Below are 25,671 nucleotides of genomic sequence, written 5' to 3'. Positions count from 1 at the left end.
CTGAAACCGTATACGTACAAGCAGTGGGAGCCCCTTCGTGGGGTGACTGCGTACCTTTTGTATAATGGGTCAACGACTTAATTTCAGTAGCAAGGTTAAGCGAATAGCGGAGCCGTAGGGAAACCGAGTGTTAACTGCGCGCATAGTTGCTGGGATTAGACCCGAAACCCGGTGATCTAGCCATGGGCAGGTTGAAGATTGGGTAACACCAATTGGAGGACCGAACCGACTAATGTTGAAAAATTAGCGGATGACTTGTGGCTGGGGGTGAAAGGCCAATCAAACCGGGAGATAGCTGGTTCTCCTCGAAAGCTATTTAGGTAGCGCCTCGAGCGAATACTGATGGGGGTAGAGCACTGTTAAGGCTAGGGGGTCATCCCGACTTACCAACCCTTTGCAAACTCCGAATACCATCAAGTACTACTCGGGAGACACACGGCGGGTGCTAACGTCCGTCGTGGAAAGGGAAACAACCCAGACCGTCAGCTAAGGTCCCAAAGTGTATGTTAAGTGGGAAACGATGTGGGAAGGCTTAGACAGCCAGGATGTTGGCTTAGAAGCAGCCATCATTTAAAGAAAGCGTAATAGCTCACTGGTCGAGTCGGCCTGCGCGGAAGATGTAACGGGGCTAAACATACCACCGAAGCTACGGGAGCATGCTTGCATGCTCGGTAGAGGAGCGTTCTGTAAGCCGTTGAAGGTGAATCGTAAGGTTTGCTGGAGGTATCAGAAGTGCGAATGTTGACATGAGTAACGATAAAGGGGGTGAAAAGCCCCCTCGCCGAAAGACCAAGGTTTCCTGTCCAATGTTAATCAGGGCAGGGTGAGTCGGCCCCTAAGGCGAGACTGAAAAGTGTAGTCGATGGGAAACAGGTTAATATTCCTGTACTTCGTATAATTGCGATGGGAGGACGGAGAAGGCTAGGCCAGCGTGGCGATGGTTGTCCACGTGAAAGGCAGTAGGCGGTAAACTTAGGCAAATCCGGGTTTACATTACGCTGAGAGTTGATGACGAGTGTCTACGGACACGAAGTGGTTGATGCCCTGCTTCCAGGAAAAGTCTCTAAGCTTCAGATTATACGAAACCGTACCCCAAACCGACACAGGTGGTTGGGTAGAGAATACCAAGGCGCTTGAGAGAACTCGGGTGAAGGAACTAGGCAAAATGGTACCGTAACTTCGGGAGAAGGTACGCTCTTGATGGTGATGGGACTTGCTCCCTAAGCTGCTGAGAGTCGCAGATACCAGTTGGCTGCAACTGTTTATTAAAAACACAGCACTGTGCTAAATCGAAAGATGACGTATACGGTGTGACGCCTGCCCGGTGCCGGAAGGTTAATTGATGTGGTTAGCGTTCGCGCGAAGCTATTGATCGAAGCCCCGGTAAACGGCGGCCGTAACTATAACGGTCCTAAGGTAGCGAAATTCCTTGTCGGGTAAGTTCCGACCTGCACGAATGGCGTAATGATGGCCAAGCTGTCTCCACCCGAGACTCAGTGAAATTGAAATTGCCGTGAAGATGCGGTGTACCCGCGGCTAGACGGAAAGACCCCGTGAACCTTTACTACAGCTTGACACTGAACATTGACCCTACATGTGTAGGATAGGTGGGAGGCTTTGAAGCGTTGTCGCTAGATGACGTGGAGCCGACCTTGAAATACCACCCTTGTAGTGTTGATGTTCTAACGTTGGTCCCTTATCGGGATTGCGGACAGTGTCTGGTGGGTAGTTTGACTGGGGCGGTCTCCTCCCAAAGAGTAACGGAGGAGCACGAAGGTTGGCTAAGTATGGTCGGACATCATACGGTTAGTGCAATGGCATAAGCCAGCTTAACTGCGAGACAGACACGTCGAGCAGGTACGAAAGTAGGTCATAGTGATCCGGTGGTTCTGTATGGAAGGGCCATCGCTCAACGGATAAAAGGTACTCCGGGGATAACAGGCTGATACCGCCCAAGAGTTCATATCGACGGCGGTGTTTGGCACCTCGATGTCGGCTCATCACATCCTGGGGCTGAAGTCGGTCCCAAGGGTATGGCTGTTCGCCATTTAAAGTGGTACGCGAGCTGGGTTTAGAACGTCGTGAGACAGTTCGGTCCCTATCTGCCGTGGGCGTTTGAGAATTGAGGGGAGCTGCTCCTAGTACGAGAGGACCGGAGTGGACGAACCGCTGGTGTTTGGGTTGTTATGCCAATAGCATTGCCCAGTAGCTACGTTCGGAACTGATAACCGCTGAAAGCATCTAAGCGGGAAGCAGGCCTCGAGATTAATTCTCACTAGGACTTTAAGTCCTCTGAAGGGCCGTTGGAGACTACAACGTTGATAGGCAAGGTGTGTAAGTGCTGTGAGGCATTGAGCTAACTTGTACTAATTACCCGTGAGGCTTAACCATACAACACCTAAAGGGTGTTGCTTATAGATACTTTATTTTTAGAAACCATGAATACTTGTTAGTGCTCATGAGATGTTTCAGCTTTTTCGAATGTTAAAGACAACAGTTTTTGCCTGGTGGCAATAGCGTTGTGGACCCACCTGACTCCATGCCGAACTCAGAAGTGAAACGCAACTGCGCCGATGATAGTGTGGGGCTTCCCCATGTGAAAGTAGGTCACCGCCAGGCTCTCATTATCGAAAAGGGCTTCCCGATTGGGAAGCCCTTTTTGTTTGTGTTTAGCGTGGCCTGCTTTCAAAAGTAGGGCGGAGGCGTTTAAAGACAAAACGCAGTTTTGTTCCGCCGAAGCACAAGCAGCTATGCTGCGCACCTGACCACCGCCAGGCTCCTATACTAAGCCCTCGTCTTACGACGAGGGCTTTTTTATTGCCTGCAGTTTAGTCTCTCAGGCATATCATCCCCTTCCCTATCTCCCATTTTTATTAAAGAGCGTTTTCATTATTGGCCGTGCTTAATGGTTGCAGTTCTAAAGGCTTATGAACGTGAAGTTGGTAAGTTGTTGGAAGGCTATCTCATAGCCAAGTGATCTAGCTTGATTGAGATGCAAAAGTTGAGTTCGTTGAAGCCGTATTTAACTAATTGTTTTGAGCGCTTTTTACTTTAAGGCTGGTTGGTTTCTAGAATTACGGTAAGAGTTACTAGGCAATCTTTGCCTAGAACGAAAATCAAAAAGGCAGCTTTTATCCGGCTTGAGGTAAGTTTTGCCGATTATTTGACTAAAACTTAGTTTTTCTGCTCAACCTAAGCTGTATCGGCTGCAGTGAATTAAAATTTATATCAATTTATATAAACATTATAAAATACTGAGTTTTATGAATTTAGTGGCATTTAATTTGCATTTTGTGTCGTACCTAGCTAAAAGCGGCAAAAACGACGGAATGTTGTCGGTTAGGTAAAGATTTTGTCAGCTAGATTATCGTAAGGATATGTTTCTACTGACGTTAGTGGCATTTGCTTTGCTATTTGTGGCCTAAGGCTTTCTTAGGTAACTAATTACAATAAACGAGATAAAAAGCTCGGGCCTAGGTTAAAGCAAGTGGAAAGAGAACGGTAAACGGAAACTAACGTAAGTAGGAATAGACCAATGATTACCAGAGTAGTGATGTTGTGCAATGTATTGTTGCTGTCAGCATGTTCGTCAATTGTAGATGGTGTAGAAGAAGTTGCGGAGAACGTTCAAGAGCGAGAAGACCGCAATCAACGTCAAGTCACAGTAAGCACCGATAGCCGTTCTCCGATCCCCGATGATCCTTTTTATGCACCTATTGAACCTAGCCCAGCTGCGGATCAAGTGATTATTACCGGCTCGATGTTTAACAGCAATACTTCACGCAGCTTATATAGTTATACCCCACCTTTTGCACTAGGCGACACCATTACAGTGCTTTTGGAGGAGGAAGCCACCGCGACTAAATCGGCCAGTTCAAACCTTGGTAAAGAGAACAGCTATAAGCTTGATCCGGTTACTGTGCCGGGCGGAAATCTAACGATTAACGGGCGTGTAGTCGAGCTAGAAATGAAGCAAAAACAAGATTTTGACGGATCTTCTGATGCTGATCAGCGACATCGTTTGTCAGGCAGAATTACCGTTTCGGTGGTCGACATCTTGAACAACGGCAATTTGGTTGTACGCGGTGAAAAGTGGCTAGTAATCAACAATGGTAAAGAGTACATGCGCTTTACCGGTATTGTGCGGCCGTTAGACGTTGGAGAAGATAACTCGATTGGCTCCTACCAGGTGGCCGATGCGCGTATCGAGTTTAGTGGCACTGGTGATCACGCCGACGTGCAAACTCAAGGCTGGTTATCTTCATTCCTAGGCGGAAGTATGTGGCCACTGTAGGGCGTTGATTATGTCTAAATTTTTACGAGTTTGCGTGTGTCTGCTGACGTTAATGGGCATTAATTTTCCCAGTTACGCTATTTGGTTAGAAGGTGAAGGCCAAGCCAAGATCGTCGACGGCCAAGTAGATAAAGCTCGTCAGCAGGCTATCCAAGACGCTTTGTTAACCTTAATGTATCGCGGTGGTGCCAGTGTAAAGTCACTGCAAGTGGTGAAGTCTGGCGTGTTGGAAACCGATGAACTAACGGTGCGTACTAATGGCGAAGTGTATGACATGAAGCTATTGGTTGAGACCATCATTGATGACCAAATGACTGTGAAGGTGGCCGCTGACATATTTCCTTTAAATACCTGCGAGAAAGATAGCTACGCTAAAACCCTGTTTGTAGGGCCTTTTCAATTGCAGAAGCGCGAACATGCCCAGCTTGGTGGGGTTTATAGAACACCTGAAGAAGTCTCGCAGCGCTTATTTCACCGGTTTAAATCAAAGAGTAAAAGGGTTGATGCCCGGCACTTAATGACTCGTCAAATAGCGTTTGATGGTCGCTATGCCAATGATATAGAGCCGCAAATGCTCAAAGTAGCACGCAGCCTATCTCAACAGTACGACGTGCAATATATTTTGTTTGGCAAGATCAATGACATGTCGAGCTACAACGAAACCACCACTAACCTACTCGGCATGAAAAACACCGTTAAGCTTCGCAACTTTCAAATAAAACTCTACGTGATTGACGGTATCAATGGTGAAACGGTACTCCGTAAAAATTACGGGTCTAATCGAGAATGGCCATTCGACGTGACGATGAAGTTGGACGTTACGGGTGAAACCTTTTGGTCCTCAGAGTATGGCAAGTTGATTGACTCCTACATCGACCAATCAGTTAGTGACGTTGAGGATGCACTCTATTGCCGCCAAAGTTTGGCAACGGTAGTTGGGCTGTATAACGGGCAAGTGGTAATCAACATTGGACAAACGAATGGTGTACGTAAAGGTGACAAGTTTGAGCTGGTTAGGCAGCAATACTTAATGCATTTAGATGGAGGGCTGCGCGGCCCGATATTTAACGCAGACCAAACTCAACTAACGGTAGTGTCGGTGCAGTCCGACCGCGCGGTACTAGCGACTGAGCGCTATTCCGACATGGCTAACATACAGATTCGCGACGTATTGGTGGCGGTTACTGATGATCCGTTCGCCCTTACTGAAAGCACGCAATAATCAATATTGAAGGAGAAGAATATGACAACTTCTTATAGCAACACCCCGCTCGCAACCAATAGTCTAGATTATAAACCTAAGTTGATTGAGGTGAATAATCAGCAAGCCAGTGAAGTAAAATCAGACACTAGTTTTACTCAAAAGCTACAAGATGCTTTAAGCCCCAAAAGCGATACTCAGCAAAACACTGAAGCGCTGGCGACGGCTACAAACACAGGCGACAAAGCCGAGGGTACGGTGGATGTTGGCATTATGGACGTGGCTCCCGCCGCTATGAACATAGGCATGGGGTTAGCCTCTGGTAATCCAGTTGCGGCAGGCTTAGCAGGCACTGATTTATTACAAAGCGTATTGCGTGCCGATATTGAAAAGCAATTTACGGAGTTAGGCCAAGGTATTGCTGCTGCTCTTGTTGCTGGCATGTCGGGTGATCCAAGTGCTACTCAAGTATTACCTACTGCCGAAGAGCTGGCCGAGCAAGCGGCTTTAGCAAGTGCTGATATTGTTGCCGAAGGTAGCCAGCAAATAGCTGCGGCAAGCCAAACTGGTAGCGCTGCAACCGGGGTTAGCCAAGAGGGCAAAAGTGTGCCAACTAAAGGGTCTATTCCAAAGGCTATGTTGCAGGGTGACAGCGCGGTTCAAAATGATGAGCTACTAAAGCGGGATAAGGCAAATACCTAAGTTTGCCAAGTAACTTTAGCATTGTGCGCTGTTACTGGATGGCTAATCACAACAATGTCGCATAGGTTTGGCAAAATTTTCACTTTCTTTACATAAGCCTAATATAATTGTGACTATATAGTGCGTAGTATATATACAGCGCTAAATAGTAGATGTAAGGGATTATATGAAAGCAATAGTAGCGGTATTACTTAGCATAGCTTTGTTTGCTTGTGGTGGTGGAGGTGGTGACTCAGGCTCGTCTGCAGGTTCACCGAGTTCGACCATTAGTGTAAGTCGCAGTGAAGCTGTTATAGGGCAGCTTATTCAGTTTGACGGCAGTGGCTCGAGTGATGACGGTACTATTGTTGATTATACTTGGGACTTTGGTGACGGTAGCGGCGCAAACGGAATCAATGTTTCTAAAAGCTATGCCAGCGAAGGCAACTATACGGTCCGTTTAACAGTTTTAGATAATGATAATTTAAGCTCGACCTCTAGCACTGTAATTCAGGTTACTAATGACGCTGCTTCCGCCTTAACTATTTTAAGCTCAGAAAGTGCCGGCATCCCTCCCCTAGATGTTAATTTTCAAGCAATCTCTACTGCAAGTGACTTAAGTAATGTGCAAGTTATTTGGGATTTTGGTGACGGCAATTCAAGCACTTCACTTGGCAGCGAAGCTGTGTCGCATATCTATAACGAAGAAGGCGTATTTATGGTGCGTGCTTCACGTGACTTTGAAGGCCAAGAGCAGGTAGCTGAAACTCGCGTTTTAGTGCTAGACGGTAAATCCTATCCGGTGAGTGGCACAGTAACTACAGCTGTGAATACGGTAGTTGATAGTGATGTTAATAATGCTGACAATGAATATATTGAAAATAACGAGTATGAAGAAGCGCAGATACTTCCGCCTATTGCCACGGTAAGTGGCTACTTAGCTAGCCATGCTACTGGTGAAGCTAAAGATCGCTTTGTAAATGAACCCGATGAACGTGATGTTTATCGGGTCGATTTACAAGCTAATCAACGTTTGTTTTTAGAAATTGCCGATTGGGAAACTAGCGGTAACGATTTTGATTTACGTCTGATAAATGCAGACACCATGTTTGAAGTTAGCTCTTCTTTAGGCATTAACAAAACCGAGTTGTTAAGTGTTGATCAAACTGGCAGTTATTATCTTGTTGTGGAAGCTTACACTGCCTTTAATTCGGGTCCATATAGAGGTAACTACACCTTACGCTTGATCGGTCAAAGCTCTGCTGTTTTGCCTGAGAGTAAGCATTTCAGTACCCAACAAGATTTTGTGGCCAAACAAATGGTGGTTATGCATCAGGCTGGGCGGGCAGCTTCGCTTAGCACTCAAGATTTAGGCCTGACTCAAGCACAATCGTCAGCAAACATGAGCCTTTACCAAAGCAATGACCAACAAGCAGTGGCCTTAAATAGTACCACTGGAGATGGCTTAGGTGCGCAGTTTAGTGATGAATATGCCGCCAAACGCAGTACTTTGCTGGAAATTAAGCGCCTTCATTACCAATTAGGCGGGGTGGAACAATCAGTTTCGCCTAACTATTTGTACCAGCCTTTTGCCTTGTCTAACGACCCTTTGGTTTCTCGCCAGTGGCACTACGAACAAATCAATTTAGATAATGCTTGGCAGCTCATGCAAAACAGCACCTTAAATGATGTGGTTGTAGCGGTTATTGATACCGGCATTTTTCAGAATCATCCCGATTTAAGGAATCAGTTAACTAGTGACGGTTACGACTTTATTTCCGATGCGTCTAATGCCTTAGATGGCGATGGTATTGATGCCAATCCCGAAGATCCTGGAGACTTGACTAGCCCGGGTGGCGGCTCTTCTTGGCACGGTACACATGTGGCGGGTACGGTGGCGGCACAAACCGATAATAGCCTCGGCGTCGCGGGCGTAGCGCCCAATACTAAAATTATGAATCTGCGTACGCTTGGCCGCTATGGCGGTAGTACTTGGGATATCTCACAAGCTATTTTATATGCGGCTGGCTTAAGCAATGCCTCAAATCGTGTGCCTAGCCAAACCGCAGATGTAATCAATATGAGCTTAGGTGGAAGTGGTTACGACAGCGCCTTTGATTCGGTAACCCAGCAAGCAATAGCCAGCGGTGTGATTGTTGTTGCTGCTGCCGGTAACGAGAGTACCTCGCAGTTTAGTTACCCAGCGGCATTTACCAATGTTATTGGTGTTAGTGCGGTAGACGCCGCAAAAGACCTCACTTCATATTCTAATTATGGCTCATATATTGATGTTGCTGCACCGGGTGGTGATGGCAGTGCCGACTTAAATGGTGATGGCTACGGAGATGGTGTTTATAGCACTTACGTGGCAGAAAATGGTAGCAGTAACTCTGCCAGCTACCAGTACTTAAACGGCACCAGTATGGCCGCGCCACATGTGGCAGGTGTTATCGGCTTGATGCGTCAACTTAATTCAGAGCTTACCACTGATGATGTGCTGAATTTGCTTGCTCAGGGTGAAATTACCGATGACATTGGAAGTGATGGCTTCGATCAGCTTTACGGTTATGGCTTAATTAATGCCGAAAAAGCAGTACGTTCGCAATTAGATACTGACCAGCCCGATAGAAGCGCCTTAAGTTTGAGCACTAATCAAGTGAGTCTTAGCTTTATCGAAGATAGTGCTGAAGTAAGTGTAGAGCTTATTGGCAGTGTGAGTTTGTCGGTGAACAGTGTCCAGAGCAATGCCAGTTGGTTAACGGTAAGCCCACACAATGTAGATGCAAACGGCGTCGGAGATTACTTACTTAGTGTAAACCGTAACGGTTTAAGCGACGGCAATTATGGCGCCAGTGTGGTGTTTAGCGTATCTAATGGTAGTGAGCTGAATCTCGGTGTTTCAATGAATGTGAGCAACGTTCAGGCCGGCGACAGCGGTTTAGTGTATGTACTGTTGTCTGACCCAGAAACAGGCTCTACCCATTATGAGCAATCGGTGAACATGAATAACGGTGAGTTTAGCTTTAGCTTCGCCGAGGTGCTTTCTGGTGAATATGAGTTAACAGTGGGCAGTGATCATGACAATGATTACCGTATTTGTGACGAAGGTGAGTTATGTGGGGCTTACCCAGTTCGTAACGACGTCACGCCAATTCTGGTTACTGAAGAAACCTCTGGTTTAAGTTTAAGTGTTGAGCCTATCACCACCGAAGACCTCACAAACCAGGTTTTAAACTATAAGCTGCTCAAGCAATAGTCTTTCCTTATAGGCCTTGCGCTCTAGTGCGCAAGGCCGCTGTTTATCGTTTTGTCAACTAGCCGGTGCTTATTTGTGTAATGCTGCATGGTGTTATAAACAAGCCTGCTCATTCATTATCATATTTGACATACAAATTACTGAATTTGTTTGTGCTTGAGCATTTTTGCGGTAGTGTGAGAATTCAAATTAGTAAATTCAGATCTAGTTCAATTAGTTGAAAACTAAAGCTTAGGCTAGTATTGGTTAACAACCTGCTGCAAGGCATAATGAGGTTGAAAGCGCTGTCTTAAGTAATCAATTATTTGGCAGCTAAGGATTAAGTTAAGGGGATTGAATGCTGGAGTTAAGCTGTTTACGTTTATCCCAAGATAAATTAGCGGCACTAATTGAGATAACACCTCAAGAATCACACGTAAGTGTTAGCGACGTGAAAGCTTTAATTCTTCGCTCTAATTTTGGTGATTACTTAGTTGATGAAGAGGCGATAGATGATGCCGTCGCTAAGTTTGCTGAATTACGTGAATCTCCAGACCTAATTGAGCAATGGGGGCAGACTTTTGTTAAGTTAGCCAACATTCGCAATGCCGAAGTCACTATCGATGTTTCTGAAGATAAAATGGTAGCGCGAGCCACCATTACTGCTGCTTATGGTGGTAATCCTATTTCTCAGGGTGATTTAGTTAGCGCCATGCAAGAAGCTGGCGTGGTGTTTGGTTTACAAAAAAAACGAGCCTTGGCCTTGTTAGCTGCGGCCAAACAAGCTGATCCCGGGGTGAAAATTAAGAAAGTGGTTGCCCTTGGCCGCCAATCTGTAGATGGCGAAGACAGCCGCTTTGAACGATTTGTCGCTACCCCTAAAGAACGTTTATTAAAACCTAAAGAAACCGAAGATGGTCGTGTAGACATGCGCGACTTAGGTAATTTGGAAACGGTAGAGCCTGATGTAGAGCTAATGCGTCGACATCCTCATACTCATGGTCAGGCGGGCAAAAATGTTTGTGGTGAGGAACTTCCCTTTAAGCAAGGGCATGAAGTGCCCTTCACTGTAGGCGAAGGCACCAAGATTGCCGTAAATGACGCGAATTTATTGCTGGCCGATAGAACCGGCTTACCGCTTGAGATAGAAAATGGCATGAAAGTCGACGATGTATTGTCGATTAAGAGTGTCGATGTAAGCTACGGACACGTTGATTTTGCCGGGAGCGTGTTGATTACTGGTAATGTTGGTGACGGCATGAAAGTAAAGGCCTCAGGCGACGTGCACATTAATGGCTTTGTAGAGTCAGCTAGTATTACCGCCGGTGGCGATGTGGTAGTTGGCAAAGGAGTGATTGGTCATCGTTTGATGGAAGGCGATGAAAATTACTCTTGCACCATTAATGCTAAGGGCGAGTTACACGCTACTTTTGTTCAGTATTCACATATTGATGCAGGTAAAGATGTCACTATTACCAGCCAACTTCTGCATAGTAAAATAGAAACCGATGGCAAAGTCACCGTGAGCGATGCCAGTGGCCTACGTGGCACTTTGGTTGGTGGCTCAATTGATGCCGGTGGAGAGATTAGCGCAGTGGTATTAGGCGCCACAGCGGGTACTGCCACGCAACTTACTATCTCTGGTGATTTTGATGATATTCAAGAAGAGCGACGTAGCCTAAACAATATCAAACACACCTTGCATGATAAGCTGAGCAAGGTACTCGATGCTCAAATGAAGTTGGGCTCAACTAAGCAAGAAGATCGCGAAGAGGGCATGGCCGACAAGCTCTCAGCTACTTTGCATCATACTCGTCAAGAGTTAGTGCAAATAGACTTTGCCCTCGATTACAACCAGCAGATGGAAGATCAGTTCTTCTCTAATGCGAGGCTTACGGTTAAAAAAGAGCTGCATCCCAATGTACGCTTAGACATAGTTGGTCATAAGCTATTTACTAACCGTGAATATGGGCCAACCGAAACTAAATATGAAGACGGGAAAATGACTTTCACGCCTTTAACCCCCGGAAAAAAATAGTTGCTCTTTTCCCTTTTAACGGCTTAAGTAAGGTTAATCTAACAAAAGGGAAATAGCATGAATTGGCAACATCAGCCCAGACAATCTTTAGGCTTCTTTCCCACGCCTGTTCATCCATTAAGCAACCTCTCCGCGCATCTTGCCGGTCCGCAAATCTATATAAAACGCGATGACTTAAGTGGCCTAGCCTTGGGTGGAAACAAAGTGCGTAAGCTGGAGTTTTTGTTAGGCGATGCCATGCAGCAGAAGGCCGATTGCATCATTACTGCAGGCGCAGCTCAATCCAATCACTGTCGTCAAACGGCCGCTGCTGCGGCTAAGCTTAATTTACCCTGTTATTTGTTGCTAGGTGGCAGTGCACCAACCCTCGCTCAAGGTAATGTGTTGTTAGACAAGCTTTTCGGCGCAACCATTATTTGGGCTGGCCAACAGCGTAAAGGCGAGGGCATTGAAGAGCTAGCACAGCAACTTATGCAAAAAGGTATGAATCCCTATGTTGTTCCTTACGGTGGCTCTGATGCCTTAGGCAGCTTGGGGTTTACAGCCGCATTGCATGAACTGCAACAGCAAATTGATGAACTGGATGAAATAGTATTTGCTTCTAGCTCAGGTGCAACCCATGCAGGTTTAATGTTGGCTAAGGCTGAGTTAGGTTTAGAGGTAAACTTGCGTGGCATTAATATCGACAAGCTAAATCATGGGCAGCAAAGCTTTAATCAAACTATTGCCGATTTAGCCAATAGTGCGGCTAAACAAGTTGCCTTGGATAAGAGTTTTACTGCTAGTGAGGTTTGTTTAGATGACAATTACCTCGGTGAAGGGTACGGCATCATTGGCGACGCAGAACGCGAAGCGATTATGCTACTGGCTGAAACCGAAGGCATTTTATTAGACCCAGTTTATACCGCTAAAGCGATGGCGGGTTTAATTTCTAGAGTGCGCCAAGGGGCTTATAGATCTGATCAAAACATATTGTTTTGGCACACCGGTGGAACACCCGCATTGTTCGCTTATGCTGACGACTTGTTATCTTAATGCCAACTAAATTTGATAAGAGAAAGGAGAGTAAGTGATGGAATCTGCTATTCACACCTTAAGTGATTTGTTCGCCCAGCTTGGTTTAGATCCTTCCATTAATGCCATCGCTGAGTTTGTGGCAGAGCATGCCCCGATACCGAGTGAAGTGCCATTACATCAAGCGGCTTTTTGGACACCCACTCAGGCAGCATTTTTATTAGAAGCAGTGCAGCAAGATGCTGACTGGGCAGAACTTGTAGACCAACTGGATGTAATGCTGCGCTAGTTGTATTTTTTGTGTTTTTCTAAACAACGTAAAGCCAGCTCTAGGGTGGTGCTAAAGTCACAAGCGAGAGTATTGCTGGCGCTTGCTTTACAAGACCCACTCACGAAGTGAACTTGCTGCTTTGGCTGCTGGGTAACTGGTGGCTCTTCAAACTGTGGCCTAATTTTTACGGATTGATTCAAGCTTGCCCCTTTAAGTGCTTAATTAACTCTCGCTACCATAGTGCTCTATGGCGTATTTAATCATGGCTGCACTGCTATCTAATTCCAGCTTTCTACGAATTTTTAAAGTATGGGTTTCTACGGTTCGAATGCTTATCGACAGGCTATCAGCGATTTTCTTATTGCCACAACCTGTGGCCAGTAAACGTAATACCTGCTGCTCGCGCTTGGTTAAACTCGCTTTGCTAGCACTAGGCTCGTTATCAAATAACAGCTTCGACACACCAGCACTAATGTAGCGTCCACCATTGGCGATTGCTTCCAATGCGCTAATCAGTTCACTAGACGCAATATCTTTGAGCAAGTAACCCTTAGCGCCATTACGCATGGCGTTTTGCACATATTCTTTATTGTCGTGCATGCTTAACATCACCACTTTGCTGTTAGGACTTTGCTCTGAAAGAGCCTCTAACAGCTGAATGCCATTTAATTTAGGCATATTAATGTCGGTTAATACTATGTCTGGGTTCAGTTGTTGCGCCATGGTAAGCGCTTGCTCGCCGTCAGCTGCTGTACCTACAACGGAAAAGCCAGGGTTAGCCTCTAGTCGCATTTTGAGGCCATCTTGTACTAAGGGGTGATCGTCCACCAATAGAATTGAGGTCATACCGTTTGCTCTTGAATTGTGGCGGGTATAGTTTTCTCTACTTCATATAGCGGTACTTTTATGGTGATCAGTGTCCCTTCTCCTAATTTGCTATCTACATCTACTTGACCATCGATGTGGGCAATCCGTTCAAAAATATTGCGTAAACCCAAACCGCTACTGGCCAGCTCTGGGCGCCGAGTAAGCTCTTTTATCGAATGGCGTCGTACCTTTTTACCCATTACAAAACCAGTGCCATTGTCCCTAATTTTCATCACCAACAGTTTGGCTTGCTGGCTTAGCACTATGTCTACTGTATCTGCTTGCGCATGTTTTTCGACATTTTGTAAGGCTTCTTGGGTAATCCGATAGAAGGTTGTTTCCACGGTAGATGGAAGGTTTAGATTATCAATGTCGCACTCTAAAAACACATCTATTCCTGTACGGTGTTCAAATTCCTGGCAAAAACCTCCCAATGCGGCGGCTAAACCTAAGTCATCCAGTACGCTGGGGCGGAGGTCTTTTGAAATCCGACGTATCTCACCAATCGCTTCGTTAATGGTGTGTAATCCTTGATTGAGGCTGTCACTGACCGAGCTAGGGGTGCTGTTACATTCTGTGGCGCTTTCTAAGCGATACTTAATGGAAACCAATAATTGGTTAATACCATCATGCAGTTCACGAGATACCCGTTGGCGTTCTTGCTCTTGTGAATCAATAATTCGTTGGGTGAGTTCTTTGAGCTTTTTGTCGGCCAGCTTGTGCTCCGAAATATTCAAAGATGCCCCCAAAAAGGCGATTAAAATTCCCGAAATGGTGGTAATTATGAATAACCAAATAAAAGTGCGATTAATGTTGTTTTGGGTTTGCGCTTCAAGTTTTGCCAGCTCTACATCTACATCGTCTAAGTACACGCCGGTGCCAAACATCCATTGCCATTTATCTAGCATCACTACGTAACCCAGTTTCTTAGTTCGCTTTCCGGTGCTAGGTTTTTCCCACAAATAGTTACTAAAACCGCCGCCTGCTTTGGCTTGTGCAATTAAGTCTTGAATGAGGTAGGTGCCCTCAGAATCCTTAAAGTCCCACAAATTTTGGCCCACTAATTCCGGCTGAATGGGGTGAACCAAGTTGACGCCTTTAAGGGTGTAAGCAAAGAAGTAACCGTCTTCGGCAAAGCGTAAACGGTTGAGCAATTCTCTTACCTGTTGTTTGGCTCTCTCATCATCGGCTGCTGCAGGTTCGTATATGTCACGAATGCTGGCAAAAGCTTGGTCAATGTGGTTTTGCAGCTCTAGGGTTTTGCTGCGCATGATGTTTTCTTTAATCAGCGCTAATTGTTGCTCAGTTAGGATGGAAGATTGCTTAAAAACCAAGGTGGCAATTAGTGCGGTAACACAAAGCAAAGGAACAATAGATAACAGGATAATTTTAAATTTGAGGGACCACATCTCGTGACGGCCTAACTAAGAGAATGTTAACTATATGTTAATCTATGCGATTTTTCAAAAATAGTGATCTAGCTCTCGCTTCTACCAAAGTCTAGCCTGTACGTGATCTTACGTAGAAAAAAACCGTGTATTGCCGGATAGGTTTTATTGTAACAACTCGCTAACATTAAAGGTGACCATTAAGCAGTTGGTTTACATTTAAAACATCTAACCAACAATGGAAAAAACAACGAAAGGGAGAACAACATGCTTAAGTCCCTCTGCAGTAAAACCCTGCTGGCTTCTGCGATTATTGCGTTTAGTTCGGCTGCCGTAGCTGCCGACAAAGTATACAAACTAAAATTGGCTGAAACCTGGGGCCCTAACTTCCCAGTTTTTGGTGATGCAGTAAAAAACATGGTGAAAATGGCCGATGAAATGTCTAACGGCCGTTTAAAGATCCGCGTTGACTCTTCAAACAAACACAAAGCACCTTTCGGTGTATTTGATTTGGTTAAAAGTGGCCAGTACGACTTAGGCCACACCGCGTCTTATTACTATAAAGGTAAGGTGCCAAACACTCTTTACTTCACTACCATGCCATTTGGTATGAATGCACCAGAGCAACACGCGTGGCTGCAGTATGGTGGCGGACAAGACTTGATGAATCAAGTATACGCTGAGCATAACCTGGTACCTTTCCCTGGCGGTAACACTGGGGTGCAAATGGGCGGTTGGTTCCGTAAAGAGATTAACTCAGTTGAAGACCTGCAAAACCTAAAAATGCGTATTCCAGGTTTTGCCGGCGAAGTATTAGCTAAGCTTGGCGCAACGCCAGTAAACATTCCGCCAGGTGAGTTATATACCGCACTTGAGCGTAATACTATCGACGCACTTGAGTGGGTTGGTCCTTCTCTAGATCTACGCATGGGCTTTCACAAAATCGCCCCTTACTACTACATGGGTTGGCACGAGCCAGCTACCGAGTTGATGTTTATTGCTAACAAGAAAAAACTCGAAAAAATGCCAGAAGATTTACAGGCAATTTTAGCGGTTGCAATGCGTAAAGCAGCTTACGATATGTTTATTCATTCCTATGCAGAAAGCGCTAAAAATTGGCAAACCATGTTGCAAGAATACCCGAATATTCAGGTTAAAACTTTCCCTGCAGAAGTGATCAAAGCACTTAAAAACGCTAATGATGACTTGTTAAAAGAGAAGGCTGCTGCAGATCCAATGGCCGCTAAGATCATTGAGTCACAACAGCAATACATGAAACAAGTTCGCGCCTACACAGCAATTTCAGAACAAGGTTACTTAAACAGTACTGAAGGTTTGTAGTAGAGAATGGAGCTGCAGCGTGGCTGTAGCTCCATCAGCTAAACCAAAAAAGCAATTACTTTGCTTGGGAGGCTAGGGATGTTGCGTTTGCAACGAGCGGTAGATGGATTTTCCAAGGGTATAGCAGGCCTCACCGCGGTGTTAATGCTGCTAATGTTAGTAAACATTTTTTATGACGTAGTCATGCGTTACTTTTTTCGCTCCAGTTCTATTGGTATGCAAGAGTTAGAATGGCACTTGTTTGCTGCCATGTTTTTATTAGGAATTGCATCTACGCTGCAGGCCGAAGGCCATGTGCGGGTAGATATTATCTACGACAAGTTAGCGGCGCGTAAACGCGCTTGGATTGACAGCCTAGGCGTCGTATTTTTCTTGTTCCCTTTTTGTGGCTTGATTGCTTGGTACGGTTACGACTTTGCCTTAGAAGCATACAACTTAGGAGAAACCAGCGGCGATCCGGGTGGCTTACCCTACCGCTGGATAATTAAATCAATGATTCCAATTTCGGCTATATGCCTCGCCATAAGTGGCTTTGGAATGTTACTCAAAAACCTCATTCAGCTGCGAAATAACGCCTAGCTCATAACAAGAAAAGGAAGTTGTCATGATTGGGATTGTCATGTTTTTCGTGGCCTTGCTAATGCTGCTCACTGGTTTTCCAGTCGCCTTTGTATTTGGCGGTGTGGCACTAGTATTTGGTATCTTTGCCGAAGGTATCGACTTATTTGCTTTTATGCCTTATCGCATAATGAGCATCATGCAAAACTCGGTACTAATGGCCGTGCCACTGTTCATTTTCATGGGCATTGTATTGCAGAAAACCCGCCTTGCTGAACAGCTGCTCGAAGCCATGGGCCAATTGTTTGGTCGAGTGCGAGGAGGTTTGGCTGTATCGACTATTTTGGTAGGCGCGCTACTTGCTGCATCTACCGGTGTGGTAGGTGCGTCTGTAGTGGCAATGGGGGTTATCTCCTTGCCGGTAATGCTCAAATATAAATACGATAAGCGCTTAGCCACCGGGGTTATTTGTGCCTCTGGTACGCTTGGACAAATTATTCCTCCCTCTATCATCTTGATCATTCTTGGTGATGTAATGGGCGTGCCAGTAGGCGATTTGTTTAAAGCTGCACTACTGCCTGGCGCAGTGTTGGTAGGTGCCTTCATCATCTATGTTCTAGGCGTATCGTTTATTCGCCCAGAAGCCGCTCCTGCTTTACCTAAAGATGAAGCTGCAGGTCATGGCGTGCAACCTTGTTGGAATGCCTTTAAAGCCATTGCTCCACCCTTAGCTCTAATGATTGCAGTACTTGGCTCGATTTTTTACGGTATTGCTACGCCAACCGAGTCTTCTGCTATTGGCGGCATTGGTGCAATTCTTTTATCGATTATTTATCGCCAGTTTTCTTGGAAGATTATCTACGAAGCGGCTATTGAAACGGTAAAAGTTACCTCGATGGTATTTGCTATCTTCATTGGTGCAACGGCCTTCTCTATGGTTTTCTCGTACACTGGTGGTGAAGAAGTTATTGAAGAAGTTATGACTAGCTTACCGGGTGAGAAATGGGGCTTCTTAATCTTAACCATGATTGTGATTTTGATTTTGGGCTTCTTTATCGACTTTGTTGAAATCTCATTTATTGTGGTGCCTATGTTGTACCCAGTAGCCGAGATTTTGGGCATCGATTTAACCTGGTTTGCGATTTTAATTGCGATGAACTTGCAGACTTCGTTCCTCACACCGCCCTTTGGGTTTAGTCTGTTCTATCTCAAAGGTGTTGCCCCGCCCGAGGTACAAACTACCGATATCTACAAAGGCGTAATGCCATTTATTATTTTGCAAATATTGGTATTAGCCTCGATATTGATGTTCCCAGACTTCTACGGCTTTGGCATGTAGTGCATAGTGAGTTAACAAAAAAGAGGCCCAAGGGCCTCTTTTTATTTGCGTAGAGTTTAGTTTAAAGCTTAAACGTACCCACCAAATCTGCCAGCTTGTCGGCGAGCTGTTTTAAGGACTCGCTAGCTTGAGAAAGCTCTGAAGCTGTATCGGTAGCCTGCTGCGTACTCAAGTTAATTTCTTCAACGTTGCCGTTTAGCTCACTAACGACTGAAGACTGCTCTTCGGTAGCCGTTGCCACTTGAATGTTCATGTCAGAAATCAAGGTTACTCGTTTAGAGATCTCTTGTAGGGCTGAATAAGCATGCCCGGCTTCTTCGGCGCCTTGGCTGCTCATTCCACTGCTTTGTTCAATGGCACTAACTGCTTGGCTGGCTTGTTCCTGCAAGTTGTTAATCATCTGCTGAATTTCATCGGTGGACTCGGCAGTTCTACCCGCTAAGTTACGCACTTCGTCTGCTACCACCGCAAAGCCGCGGCCTTGTTCACCGGCTCGTGCTGCTTCAATGGCTGCGTTAAGTGCAAGCAGGTTGGTTTGCTCTGAGATGCCTCTAATAACGTCTAAAATACCACCAATTGATTGACTGCTTTCGGCTAATGAAGAGACCACAGTAGCTACTTGTTGCATTTCTTCGGCTAAGCGCATGATGTTGTCGCGCGCTCGCAGCACCACTTGTTGGCCTTTATTAGACTCTTGTTCGGCATCTTGTGCTGCATCTGCCGCTTGAGACGCGTTACTGGCAATTTCGTTAACGGTGGAGCCCATTTGGTTAATTGCAGTGGCTACTTGAGTTACCCTATCTTGTTGATGTTGGGTATTTTCTAGGGTGCGTTGTGACTGATTGGCGACCGAGCGTGAGGCATCTCCTAGGTTTTCGCCAGTTTGCGCTACGGAGCTCACCGAGCGATGGATTTTTTCGATAAAACTGTTAAACCCTTTGGCGAGTTTGGCCATTTCATCGTTACTTTCGGTATCTAAACGTTGGCGTAAATCACCTTCTCCTTCACCTAAGTTTTGGAATACATCGGCCAGTTTAGCAATTGGTCGCGTAATAGTGCCTGCTAACCATACGGCGACTAACAAAAAGACGCCTATCACCAGTAAGGTGGTGACAATCATGTAGTAGCGTGAACGATTGAGTTCTTCAAATACTTCAGCTTTTGGCACTTGGGCAATTAAGTACCAGTCCATAGACTCGATGTAGCTAGAGCTTAGTAACAATTGCTGGCCTTGGTAGTTTACTTCTACCAAATTAAAGCCTTGTTTGTTGAGTAACGAGGAGGTGGCTTGACCAAATTCATCGGTGAGTTTGAGCTTGCCAACAAGCTCGTTGTTGCGATGCAGGCGAATCACACCCTCACCATCACTAAGGAATACAAAACCGCTTTTCTCAATCTTAAAACTGTCGAGAAAAACGATCATCTCTTCCATGGTTTTTGACACCCCCGACATAACATGGCCATTTAATTGTTGGTAGTTTAAAAACAGCTTGGTTTCTTCAGTTGAAGAGGTGTAAACACTTACCATGGTTTCTTGTCCAGATTCTCTAAACTTAAAAAACCAGCCATCACGCTCGGGGTAGAGTTGTCTTAAAAAGCCATTTTGATTCCAGTAATTGGCATTTTTACGGTTGGATACAGACGCATCAGCTAAGCCATATTGTTGCTTTAGGCGTGTAAGTAATTCTACTAATTGTGTTTCTGAGTCGGGTTTACTGGATTTCAGCACTCGCTCTTCAACAAAAGTATTGTTAGCTAGCTGCTCTGCTGCTTGCAACAGCACTGTTACTTCTTTATCAATTCTATTGCGAATTTGCTTGAGCAGAGCGGGTAGTTCTTTATCAACCATTCGGCGTTCGATGATGTTTTGCGCCTGATTCTGGCTGAATACCCCGATAATGCTGGTGGAAGCTAGTACTGCTAACACAATAGTGATCGTAAGCTTTTTACGAATAGTGAGTTGGTTGAAGAACATTACCTCTCCTTGCTTGCCAATGGGCAATCGCTAGTAACATAGGATGGAAACTTAAAATGATTACGCTGGCTAAGTTGCTGCCAGCGCATACGTTTAAAATCTGTAGCTTTGTGAAAACTATGAAGTTAAGTGTAGTTAAAAAGAAGTTCGTTTGTAGTGGCGATACTCAGGTTTCCAAAAGCTGGCTTCAATAGTTTGCATTAGCACTTCGTCGGTAGTGTTTACCGCTAAGCCTTGTTGCATGGCAGTTTTGGCTACCGCGTAAGCGATGTGCTTGCTAACTAGCTGAATTTCTTCAAGCGGTGGCAGTAACGCTCCCTCACCATCGTTAGCTAGTGGCGAGCATTCGGCTAAGGCGCGGCTGCTGGCGATGAGCATTTCGTCACTCACCCTAGTGGCCTGACAGGCTAGTACGCCTAAGCCTATACCTGGGAAAATATAGCTGTTGTTACACTGGGCGATAGGGAAGGTCTCTTCACCTAGCTTCACCGGCGAGAACGGACTACCAGTCGCGACCAAGGCTTCGCCATTGGTCCAACGCAGTATGTCTTCAGGTAAGGCTTCAACCCGGCTGGTGGGATTGGATAGTGGTAATACGATAGGTTTCTTGCAGTGCTGATGCATGCCTTCAATCACTTGCTGAGTAAACACGCCTGGTGCACCAGATACACCAATAAGTACTGTAGGCTTGCCATGCTCTACTACATCTAACAGCGACAAAGCATCGCTATTAAGTCCCCATTTTTGCTGAATATCGGCTGATTGCGCCAAAGCTTGTTGGAAGTCGAGTAGATTAGGCATGTTGTCTTGTAATAAGCCCCAACGGTCAACCATGAAGATTTGGCTGCGGGCTTGCGCTTCGCTAATGCCCTCTTCCACCATTGCTCGCACTATCGCCTCGGCAATACCGCACCCTGCTGAGCCGGAGCCAACAAAGGTAACACGCTGTTCTGCTAAGTTAGATCCAGCTGCCTTACAAGCTGCCAATAATGAGCCAACGGTTACTGCCGCTGTGCCTTGAATATCATCATTAAAACAGCAGAATTGATCTTTGTAACGCTGCAATAAAGGCATGGCATTTTTTTGGGCGAAATCTTCAAATTGAATCAGCGCATCTGGCCAGCGGACTTTAACCGCTTGCATGAATAATTCTACAAATTCGCTATATTCATCGCCGCTAATTCGTTGATGGCGCCAGCCCATATACATGGGGTCATTGAGTAGTTGCTGGTTGTCGGTGCCTACATCTAACACAATTGGCAGAGTATAAGCTGGGCTGATGCCGCCACAAGCCGTGTACAGTGATAGTTTACCAATAGGAATGCCCATGCCGCCGATGCCTTGGTCGCCTAAGCCTAGGATCCGCTCGCCGTCGGTCACTACAATGATTTTCACATTGTGGCGAGTGGCATTGTTTAGCAGCTCGTCGATACGGTGGCGGTTAGGGTAAGAAATAAATAAACCACGCGAGCGGCGGTAAATATTAGAGAACTGCTCACAGGCCGCACCCACGGTAGGCGTGTAGATAATCGGCATCATTTCGGTGATGTGATCTTCCACTAAACGGTAAAACAAGGTTTCGTTAGTATCTTGAATGTTGCGCAGGTAAATATGGCGGTCTAAGTCATTAGTAAAGCTTTGATATTGCAGATAAGCACGCTCAGTTTGTTCATCGATGCTCTCGATGGTCTCTGGCAGCAGCCCTTCTAAATTGAAGAAAATACGCTCTTCTTGGTTAAAGGCGCTGCCTTTATTTAATAAGGGGGTCTCAAGTAATGCTGGACCTGCGTAAGGAATATAGAGCGGGCGTTTCTTATCATCCATGGTAAAGCTCATCTGCTGCGGCTAAGAAGCGCTATTTTTTCACAGATTTGTGTTTAGGTCATGAACTATACCAATTGTACGAAGTAACTGTTCATTCTATCTAGTTAAAATACTCGATAACCGCGTTAGAATTTTTGATTGTAGAATAACTACTTATCGAAAAATCCTGCCTTATTCTCGAGTGTTTTTCCTGCGATATTTCTGATCACTTACTTAGTGTGATTGGTACTAAACTAAAGGAATGTAGATAGATTGTTGCTTTATGGGGCGTTAGAAATAGGCCAGCCGGCACCGCTAAAAGATAGGAGGGGCGTAACGCCTAACAGTTGAGGTATTACCGCCCAGGCATCTAGAAGCGACAACCGACTTAATTTAACTATAAAATAGTTTGCCTTTAATGCGAGATAAATGTTGTGAAAATGTTAACTTGGTGTCATTTGCTCGGCTAAGTGTATGAAATATCAACAGCGGGCAACAGGACTTACTATAGCTATAAAAAGAGTAATGGCTTTAAGTGAGCGACTAGCTAGATACTAGTCGCGTTTAACTTATAACTCGCTTAGTTCTAATTTTAAGTAGCCAACGAGTAATTCGGCGAAGCCTTGGTAAAAGCCGCCCTTGCTAACCTTGCGTAATGCATCAAGCCATAGTGGCAACCAACACAGCAGGTGCTGATTAATAAAATCAGCTTGTTGCTGAGCAGGCGCTTCGCGCAAAATTAAATTGCCAAGGTAATCGAGCTGAATCGCAAGATGATCCGCTGGCTCATTAAAATTAGGGTCAACTTGCAGGCCTTGGCTTACTAGCAAGGCGCGCATTTTTTCATGTGGCTCTTGAAACATCAGCTTGTTGGCCGACAGGTAAACCGAGGCATAAGGTGGTGCACCTACTTTGCTGTCACTCAAGAATTGCTGGCAAAAATCTGCTGCTAGTTCTAGCTCCGGGTGTTTAAAGGCGCTCAACTTTGCCAGATTATTTTTAATCATGGTAACTGCCGAGCTTAGCTCGGCCGTGTCTGCTAATTGCTTTAGCAACTGTGCTCCTTCACCAGAGGTATAAGAAGCAAGCTGTTGCTTATCAAGCTCTTTGGTAAAAACCGTTGCAAACCACCAATAGATGCTGGCACGGATTTCGTTCTCTTGGCTAACACTAGCGGCGATTGTCATCTACGACATCTCCTTAGGGCCGCCAAAGGAGCTTACCGCAGGTGCTTTACCGGTGAATTTCTCGTATTCAACCAAACAGGTATTTGCGCTGGTGGCTTGAGCTAATTGCGAGCTGCCTATATCCATGGTTAGGGTATTAGGATCGCCATAGGTATCTAATGCGCCAATGGTTTCATCCACAGGGCCATACCAAGCACCCTCTTGCAGGCGAGCAACACCTTTGGCGTAGTCTTCAGACACTACCGCGCCAGCCAGCAATTGCCCACGTTTGTTAAATACTCGAACTAAATCACCATCTTTAATGCCACGCTTCTTGGCATCTTCTGGGTTGATATACAGTGGCTCGCGGCCTTGCACCGCATAGGTCGCGCGAAACTCTTCTGAGTCACACATTTGTGAGTGCAGGCGTTTGTCGGGGTGACAAGACTGCAGCCAAATGGGGAATTCTTCAGAGCCTGGGCCGCCGTGCGAGCGTTCGGCTTTTTCGAACCACATTGGGTGGCCTTGGCAATCATCGTAGCCGTAGCGATCGATTTTGCGGCTAAATATCTCAATGAAGCCGGATGGCGTGCCTAAAGCGTTAATTTCAGGATCTTCTCTGAAGTCTGCTTGGCGGGTCCAGTTTTTGCCTTTGCCAAAGTCTACCCAGCCTTCTTTCCAAAAGGTCATGAAGTCTGGCATATCAAACTTAGCTTTGTTGGCCGCGGCGCACTCATCATAAAGTTGCTTCACCCATTCCATTTCGGATTTACCTTGGGTGTATTCTTTACTCTTACCAAAGCGTTGGGTAAGTAAGGTGAAAATCTCAAAATCGGTTTTAGATTGATACAGTGGGTCAACCAACTTGTGCATGGCAATAATGCCGCGGTTGCTGTAAGAACCGTACAGATCTAAATCGTTACGCTCCCATTGGGTACACGCTGGCAATACAATATCTGAGAAGCGGCAACTGGCGGTCCAAGTAAAATCTATCGAGACCACGGTTTCCAGCTTTTGGAAGGCCTTCTTCATGCGGTTGCGATCTTGGTGATGATGCCAAGGGTTACAGCCAGAGAACACCATCATCTTGATGTCGGGTAAGGTGATTTTGGCGCCATTAGCATTTATCACTTTGCCGGGTTCCATAATGGCATCAATCCAGCGCGCTACCGGAATGGTGCTGCTATAGCCTTTAAAGTCTTGGTTCATATGAACCCGTTCATTAGGTTTATCTGGATTACGTGGGAACGCACCAGGCGCTGCCGCACCGGTAGACGGTACGCCAATAGAGCTGTAGTGGTGAGCATAAGAAACCCCACCACCCGGTAAGCCAATTTGCCCTAACATGGCTGCGATAACCGCGCCCATCCAATAAGGCTGCTCGCCATGTTGCTGACGTTGAATACACCAGCCAAAAATAAGCTGGGTACGGTCGCTAGCCAATAAACGGGCAAATTCTCTAATTTCATCGGCTGGTACACCACAAATAGCTTCTGCCCATTCTGGTGTTTTTTCTACTTTGTCTTTAGATTCGCCAGTTACATAAGGAATAAAGTCTTCAAAACCCAAGGCATAGGTATTGAGGAATTCCTTGTCGTACAGCTCTTCGGTATAAAGCGTGTGGGCGATGGCCAGCATAAACGGGACATCGGCTTGTGGATTCACGTAACGCTGCTCACAATCGAGGTACTTTTGAGTTTTGGTGCGAACTGGGTCAACACTAATTACCCGAATTTGTTTGTTAGCAACTTTGTCTTTAAGTTGCTCTAAATATTCAAAGGATTCGTGAGTCTCACAGGCCCAACCTACCTGTAGGTTTTTCATCAAATCGGTGGCCCATAAGACAACCGTTTTACTGTTATCTAAAATTAAAGGCCAAGAAGTACCTTGCGCGTATACCTCGGTAGTACCAAGTACATAAGGCATAATGGTTTGCCCTGCACCGGTAGAGTAGTCGCCCACTTTATTCACCGAGAAGCCATGCATGGCTACTGCGCGTTGCATGTGGTTACCGCAGGAGTGAACTTGGCCGGTTTGACGCCAGCCAGTTTGGCCGGCATGCAAGGCCCAAGGGCCATAGTCTTTTTGTACGCGTTCTAGCTCTTGGTAGAACAGGTCTAGAGCTTCGTCCCAAGTGACGCGAATAAAGCGATTATCACCGCGCTGCGAGGTATCGCTTTTGTTGCGTTTTAGGTACCAATCGTAGCGCACCATTGGGTAGCGAATACGAGAAGGACTATACAAAATACCTTTAATGCCCTTGAGCATTTCGGTGGGGTATTTATCTGCTTCAAAGGGTTTTATTTCTTGCACTTTGCCTGCATACACGCGGGCACGAAACGCGCCCCAGTGTGAGCCTGAAACCTTCCAGCTTCCGGCTGTTTCAGCAGCGGCTGCATCGTTAGATACTGCCAATAAACTTGGGCCGATCAAAGTACTAGCGCTGGTGGCTAAAATGCCTTTGAGAAAACCGCGACGAGTAATTGCCATGTTAATCTCC

The 25,671-nt window shown here is 45.8% G+C and carries 17 protein-coding genes and 2 rRNA genes (1 of these 19 only partly in view); 12 read left to right on the top strand and 7 right to left on the bottom strand.

Annotated elements, in window-relative coordinates; genetic code table 11:
• The 9 genes from K5620_RS20540 to K5620_RS20500 all read left to right on the top strand — a co-directional run.
• Nucleotides 1-2,391 (top strand): 23S ribosomal RNA (locus tag K5620_RS20540); it begins 499 nt to the left of the window's first position.
• 112 nt (nt 2,392-2,503) lie between these two features.
• A 5S ribosomal RNA gene (rrf, locus tag K5620_RS20535) occupies nt 2,504-2,619 on the top strand.
• Nucleotides 2,620-3,535: 916 nt separating this feature from the next.
• On the top strand, nt 3,536-4,294 hold the full coding sequence (locus tag K5620_RS20530) for a flagellar basal body L-ring protein FlgH (protein ID WP_016403089.1): 759 nt from the start codon (nt 3,536-3,538) through the stop codon (nt 4,292-4,294).
• A 10-nt stretch (nt 4,295-4,304) separates the two neighbouring features.
• The gene (locus K5620_RS20525) at nt 4,305-5,516 is read left to right on the top strand and encodes a flagellar assembly protein T N-terminal domain-containing protein (protein ID WP_215426465.1); all 1,212 of its coding nucleotides are present in this window, start codon (nt 4,305-4,307) and stop codon (nt 5,514-5,516) included.
• Nucleotides 5,517-5,537: 21 nt separating this feature from the next.
• Nucleotides 5,538-6,197 (top strand): hypothetical protein, encoded by a 660-nt coding sequence (locus tag K5620_RS20520; protein WP_016403091.1) that lies wholly within the window; start codon nt 5,538-5,540, stop codon nt 6,195-6,197.
• A 166-nt stretch (nt 6,198-6,363) separates the two neighbouring features.
• The gene (locus K5620_RS20515; RefSeq protein ID WP_016403092.1) at nt 6,364-9,432 is read left to right on the top strand and encodes a S8 family serine peptidase; all 3,069 of its coding nucleotides are present in this window, start codon (nt 6,364-6,366) and stop codon (nt 9,430-9,432) included.
• 337 nt (nt 9,433-9,769) lie between these two features.
• Nucleotides 9,770-11,449: a flagellar assembly protein A gene (locus K5620_RS20510; RefSeq protein WP_016403094.1), complete on the top strand. Its 1,680-nt coding sequence runs from the start codon at nt 9,770-9,772 to the stop codon at nt 11,447-11,449.
• A 57-nt stretch (nt 11,450-11,506) separates the two neighbouring features.
• The gene (locus K5620_RS20505) at nt 11,507-12,484 is read left to right on the top strand and encodes a D-cysteine desulfhydrase family protein (protein WP_016403095.1); all 978 of its coding nucleotides are present in this window, start codon (nt 11,507-11,509) and stop codon (nt 12,482-12,484) included.
• 37 nt (nt 12,485-12,521) lie between these two features.
• Nucleotides 12,522-12,752: a DUF2789 domain-containing protein gene (locus tag K5620_RS20500; RefSeq protein WP_016403096.1), complete on the top strand. Its 231-nt coding sequence runs from the start codon at nt 12,522-12,524 to the stop codon at nt 12,750-12,752.
• Here the strand turns inward: K5620_RS20500 and K5620_RS20495 are convergent.
• The 3 genes from K5620_RS20495 to K5620_RS20485 are packed head-to-tail and all read right to left on the bottom strand — an operon-like array spanning nt 12,749 to nt 15,010.
• Entirely contained in the window at nt 12,749-12,934 is a 186-nt protein-coding gene (locus tag K5620_RS20495; protein ID WP_016403097.1) for a hypothetical protein, read from the bottom strand. The genes K5620_RS20500 and K5620_RS20495 overlap by 4 nt on opposite strands.
• A 22-nt stretch (nt 12,935-12,956) precedes the next feature.
• A complete protein-coding gene (locus K5620_RS20490) occupies nt 12,957-13,580 on the bottom strand; it encodes a response regulator (protein WP_016403098.1) in 624 nt (207 codons plus the stop codon).
• Nucleotides 13,577-15,010 carry a cache domain-containing protein gene (locus tag K5620_RS20485; protein WP_016403099.1) on the bottom strand — a complete coding sequence of 478 codons (1,434 nt, stop codon included), beginning with the start codon at nt 15,008-15,010 and terminating at the stop codon, nt 13,577-13,579. Before K5620_RS20485 ends, K5620_RS20490 begins: the two co-directional genes overlap by 4 nt.
• A 246-nt stretch (nt 15,011-15,256) precedes the next feature.
• Between K5620_RS20485 and dctP the strand changes: the two genes are divergently transcribed.
• The 3 genes from dctP to K5620_RS20470 all read left to right on the top strand — a co-directional run bounded on the left by dctP (nt 15,257) and on the right by K5620_RS20470 (nt 18,227).
• Nucleotides 15,257-16,330, top strand: coding sequence for a TRAP transporter substrate-binding protein DctP (gene dctP / locus K5620_RS20480; RefSeq protein ID WP_016403100.1), 1,074 nt, complete (start codon nt 15,257-15,259; stop codon nt 16,328-16,330).
• A 78-nt stretch (nt 16,331-16,408) separates the two neighbouring features.
• Nucleotides 16,409-16,909 (top strand): TRAP transporter small permease subunit, encoded by a 501-nt coding sequence (locus tag K5620_RS20475; protein WP_016403101.1) that lies wholly within the window; start codon nt 16,409-16,411, stop codon nt 16,907-16,909.
• Between the two features lie 25 nt (nt 16,910-16,934).
• Nucleotides 16,935-18,227, top strand: coding sequence for a TRAP transporter large permease (locus K5620_RS20470; RefSeq protein WP_016403102.1), 1,293 nt, complete (start codon nt 16,935-16,937; stop codon nt 18,225-18,227).
• Between the two features lie 61 nt (nt 18,228-18,288).
• Here K5620_RS20470 and K5620_RS20465 read toward each other — a convergent pair whose 3' ends face one another.
• The 4 genes from K5620_RS20465 to torA all read right to left on the bottom strand — a co-directional run bounded on the left by K5620_RS20465 (nt 18,289) and on the right by torA (nt 25,661).
• Nucleotides 18,289-20,202: a methyl-accepting chemotaxis protein gene (locus K5620_RS20465; protein WP_016403103.1), complete on the bottom strand. Its 1,914-nt coding sequence runs from the start codon at nt 20,200-20,202 to the stop codon at nt 18,289-18,291.
• A gap of 135 nt (nt 20,203-20,337) precedes the next feature.
• Nucleotides 20,338-22,026 (bottom strand): NAD-dependent malic enzyme, encoded by a 1,689-nt coding sequence (locus K5620_RS20460; RefSeq protein WP_040307499.1) that lies wholly within the window; start codon nt 22,024-22,026, stop codon nt 20,338-20,340.
• A 548-nt stretch (nt 22,027-22,574) separates the two neighbouring features.
• Nucleotides 22,575-23,192, bottom strand: a complete 618-nt coding sequence (torD, locus tag K5620_RS20455) for a molecular chaperone TorD (protein WP_016403105.1) — start codon at nt 23,190-23,192, stop codon at nt 22,575-22,577.
• Nucleotides 23,193-25,661 carry a trimethylamine-N-oxide reductase TorA gene (gene torA / locus K5620_RS20450; protein WP_016403106.1) on the bottom strand — a complete coding sequence of 823 codons (2,469 nt, stop codon included), beginning with the start codon at nt 25,659-25,661 and terminating at the stop codon, nt 23,193-23,195. It lies immediately after the preceding gene.
• Between the last annotated feature and the right edge of the window lie 10 nt (nt 25,662-25,671).

Origin of the sequence: Agarivorans albus (assembly GCF_019670105.1) — a bacterium.
In the GTDB taxonomy this organism is placed as follows: Bacteria; Pseudomonadota; Gammaproteobacteria; order Enterobacterales; family Celerinatantimonadaceae; genus Agarivorans; species Agarivorans albus.
This window is presented reverse-complemented; position numbering and strand designations above follow the sequence as displayed.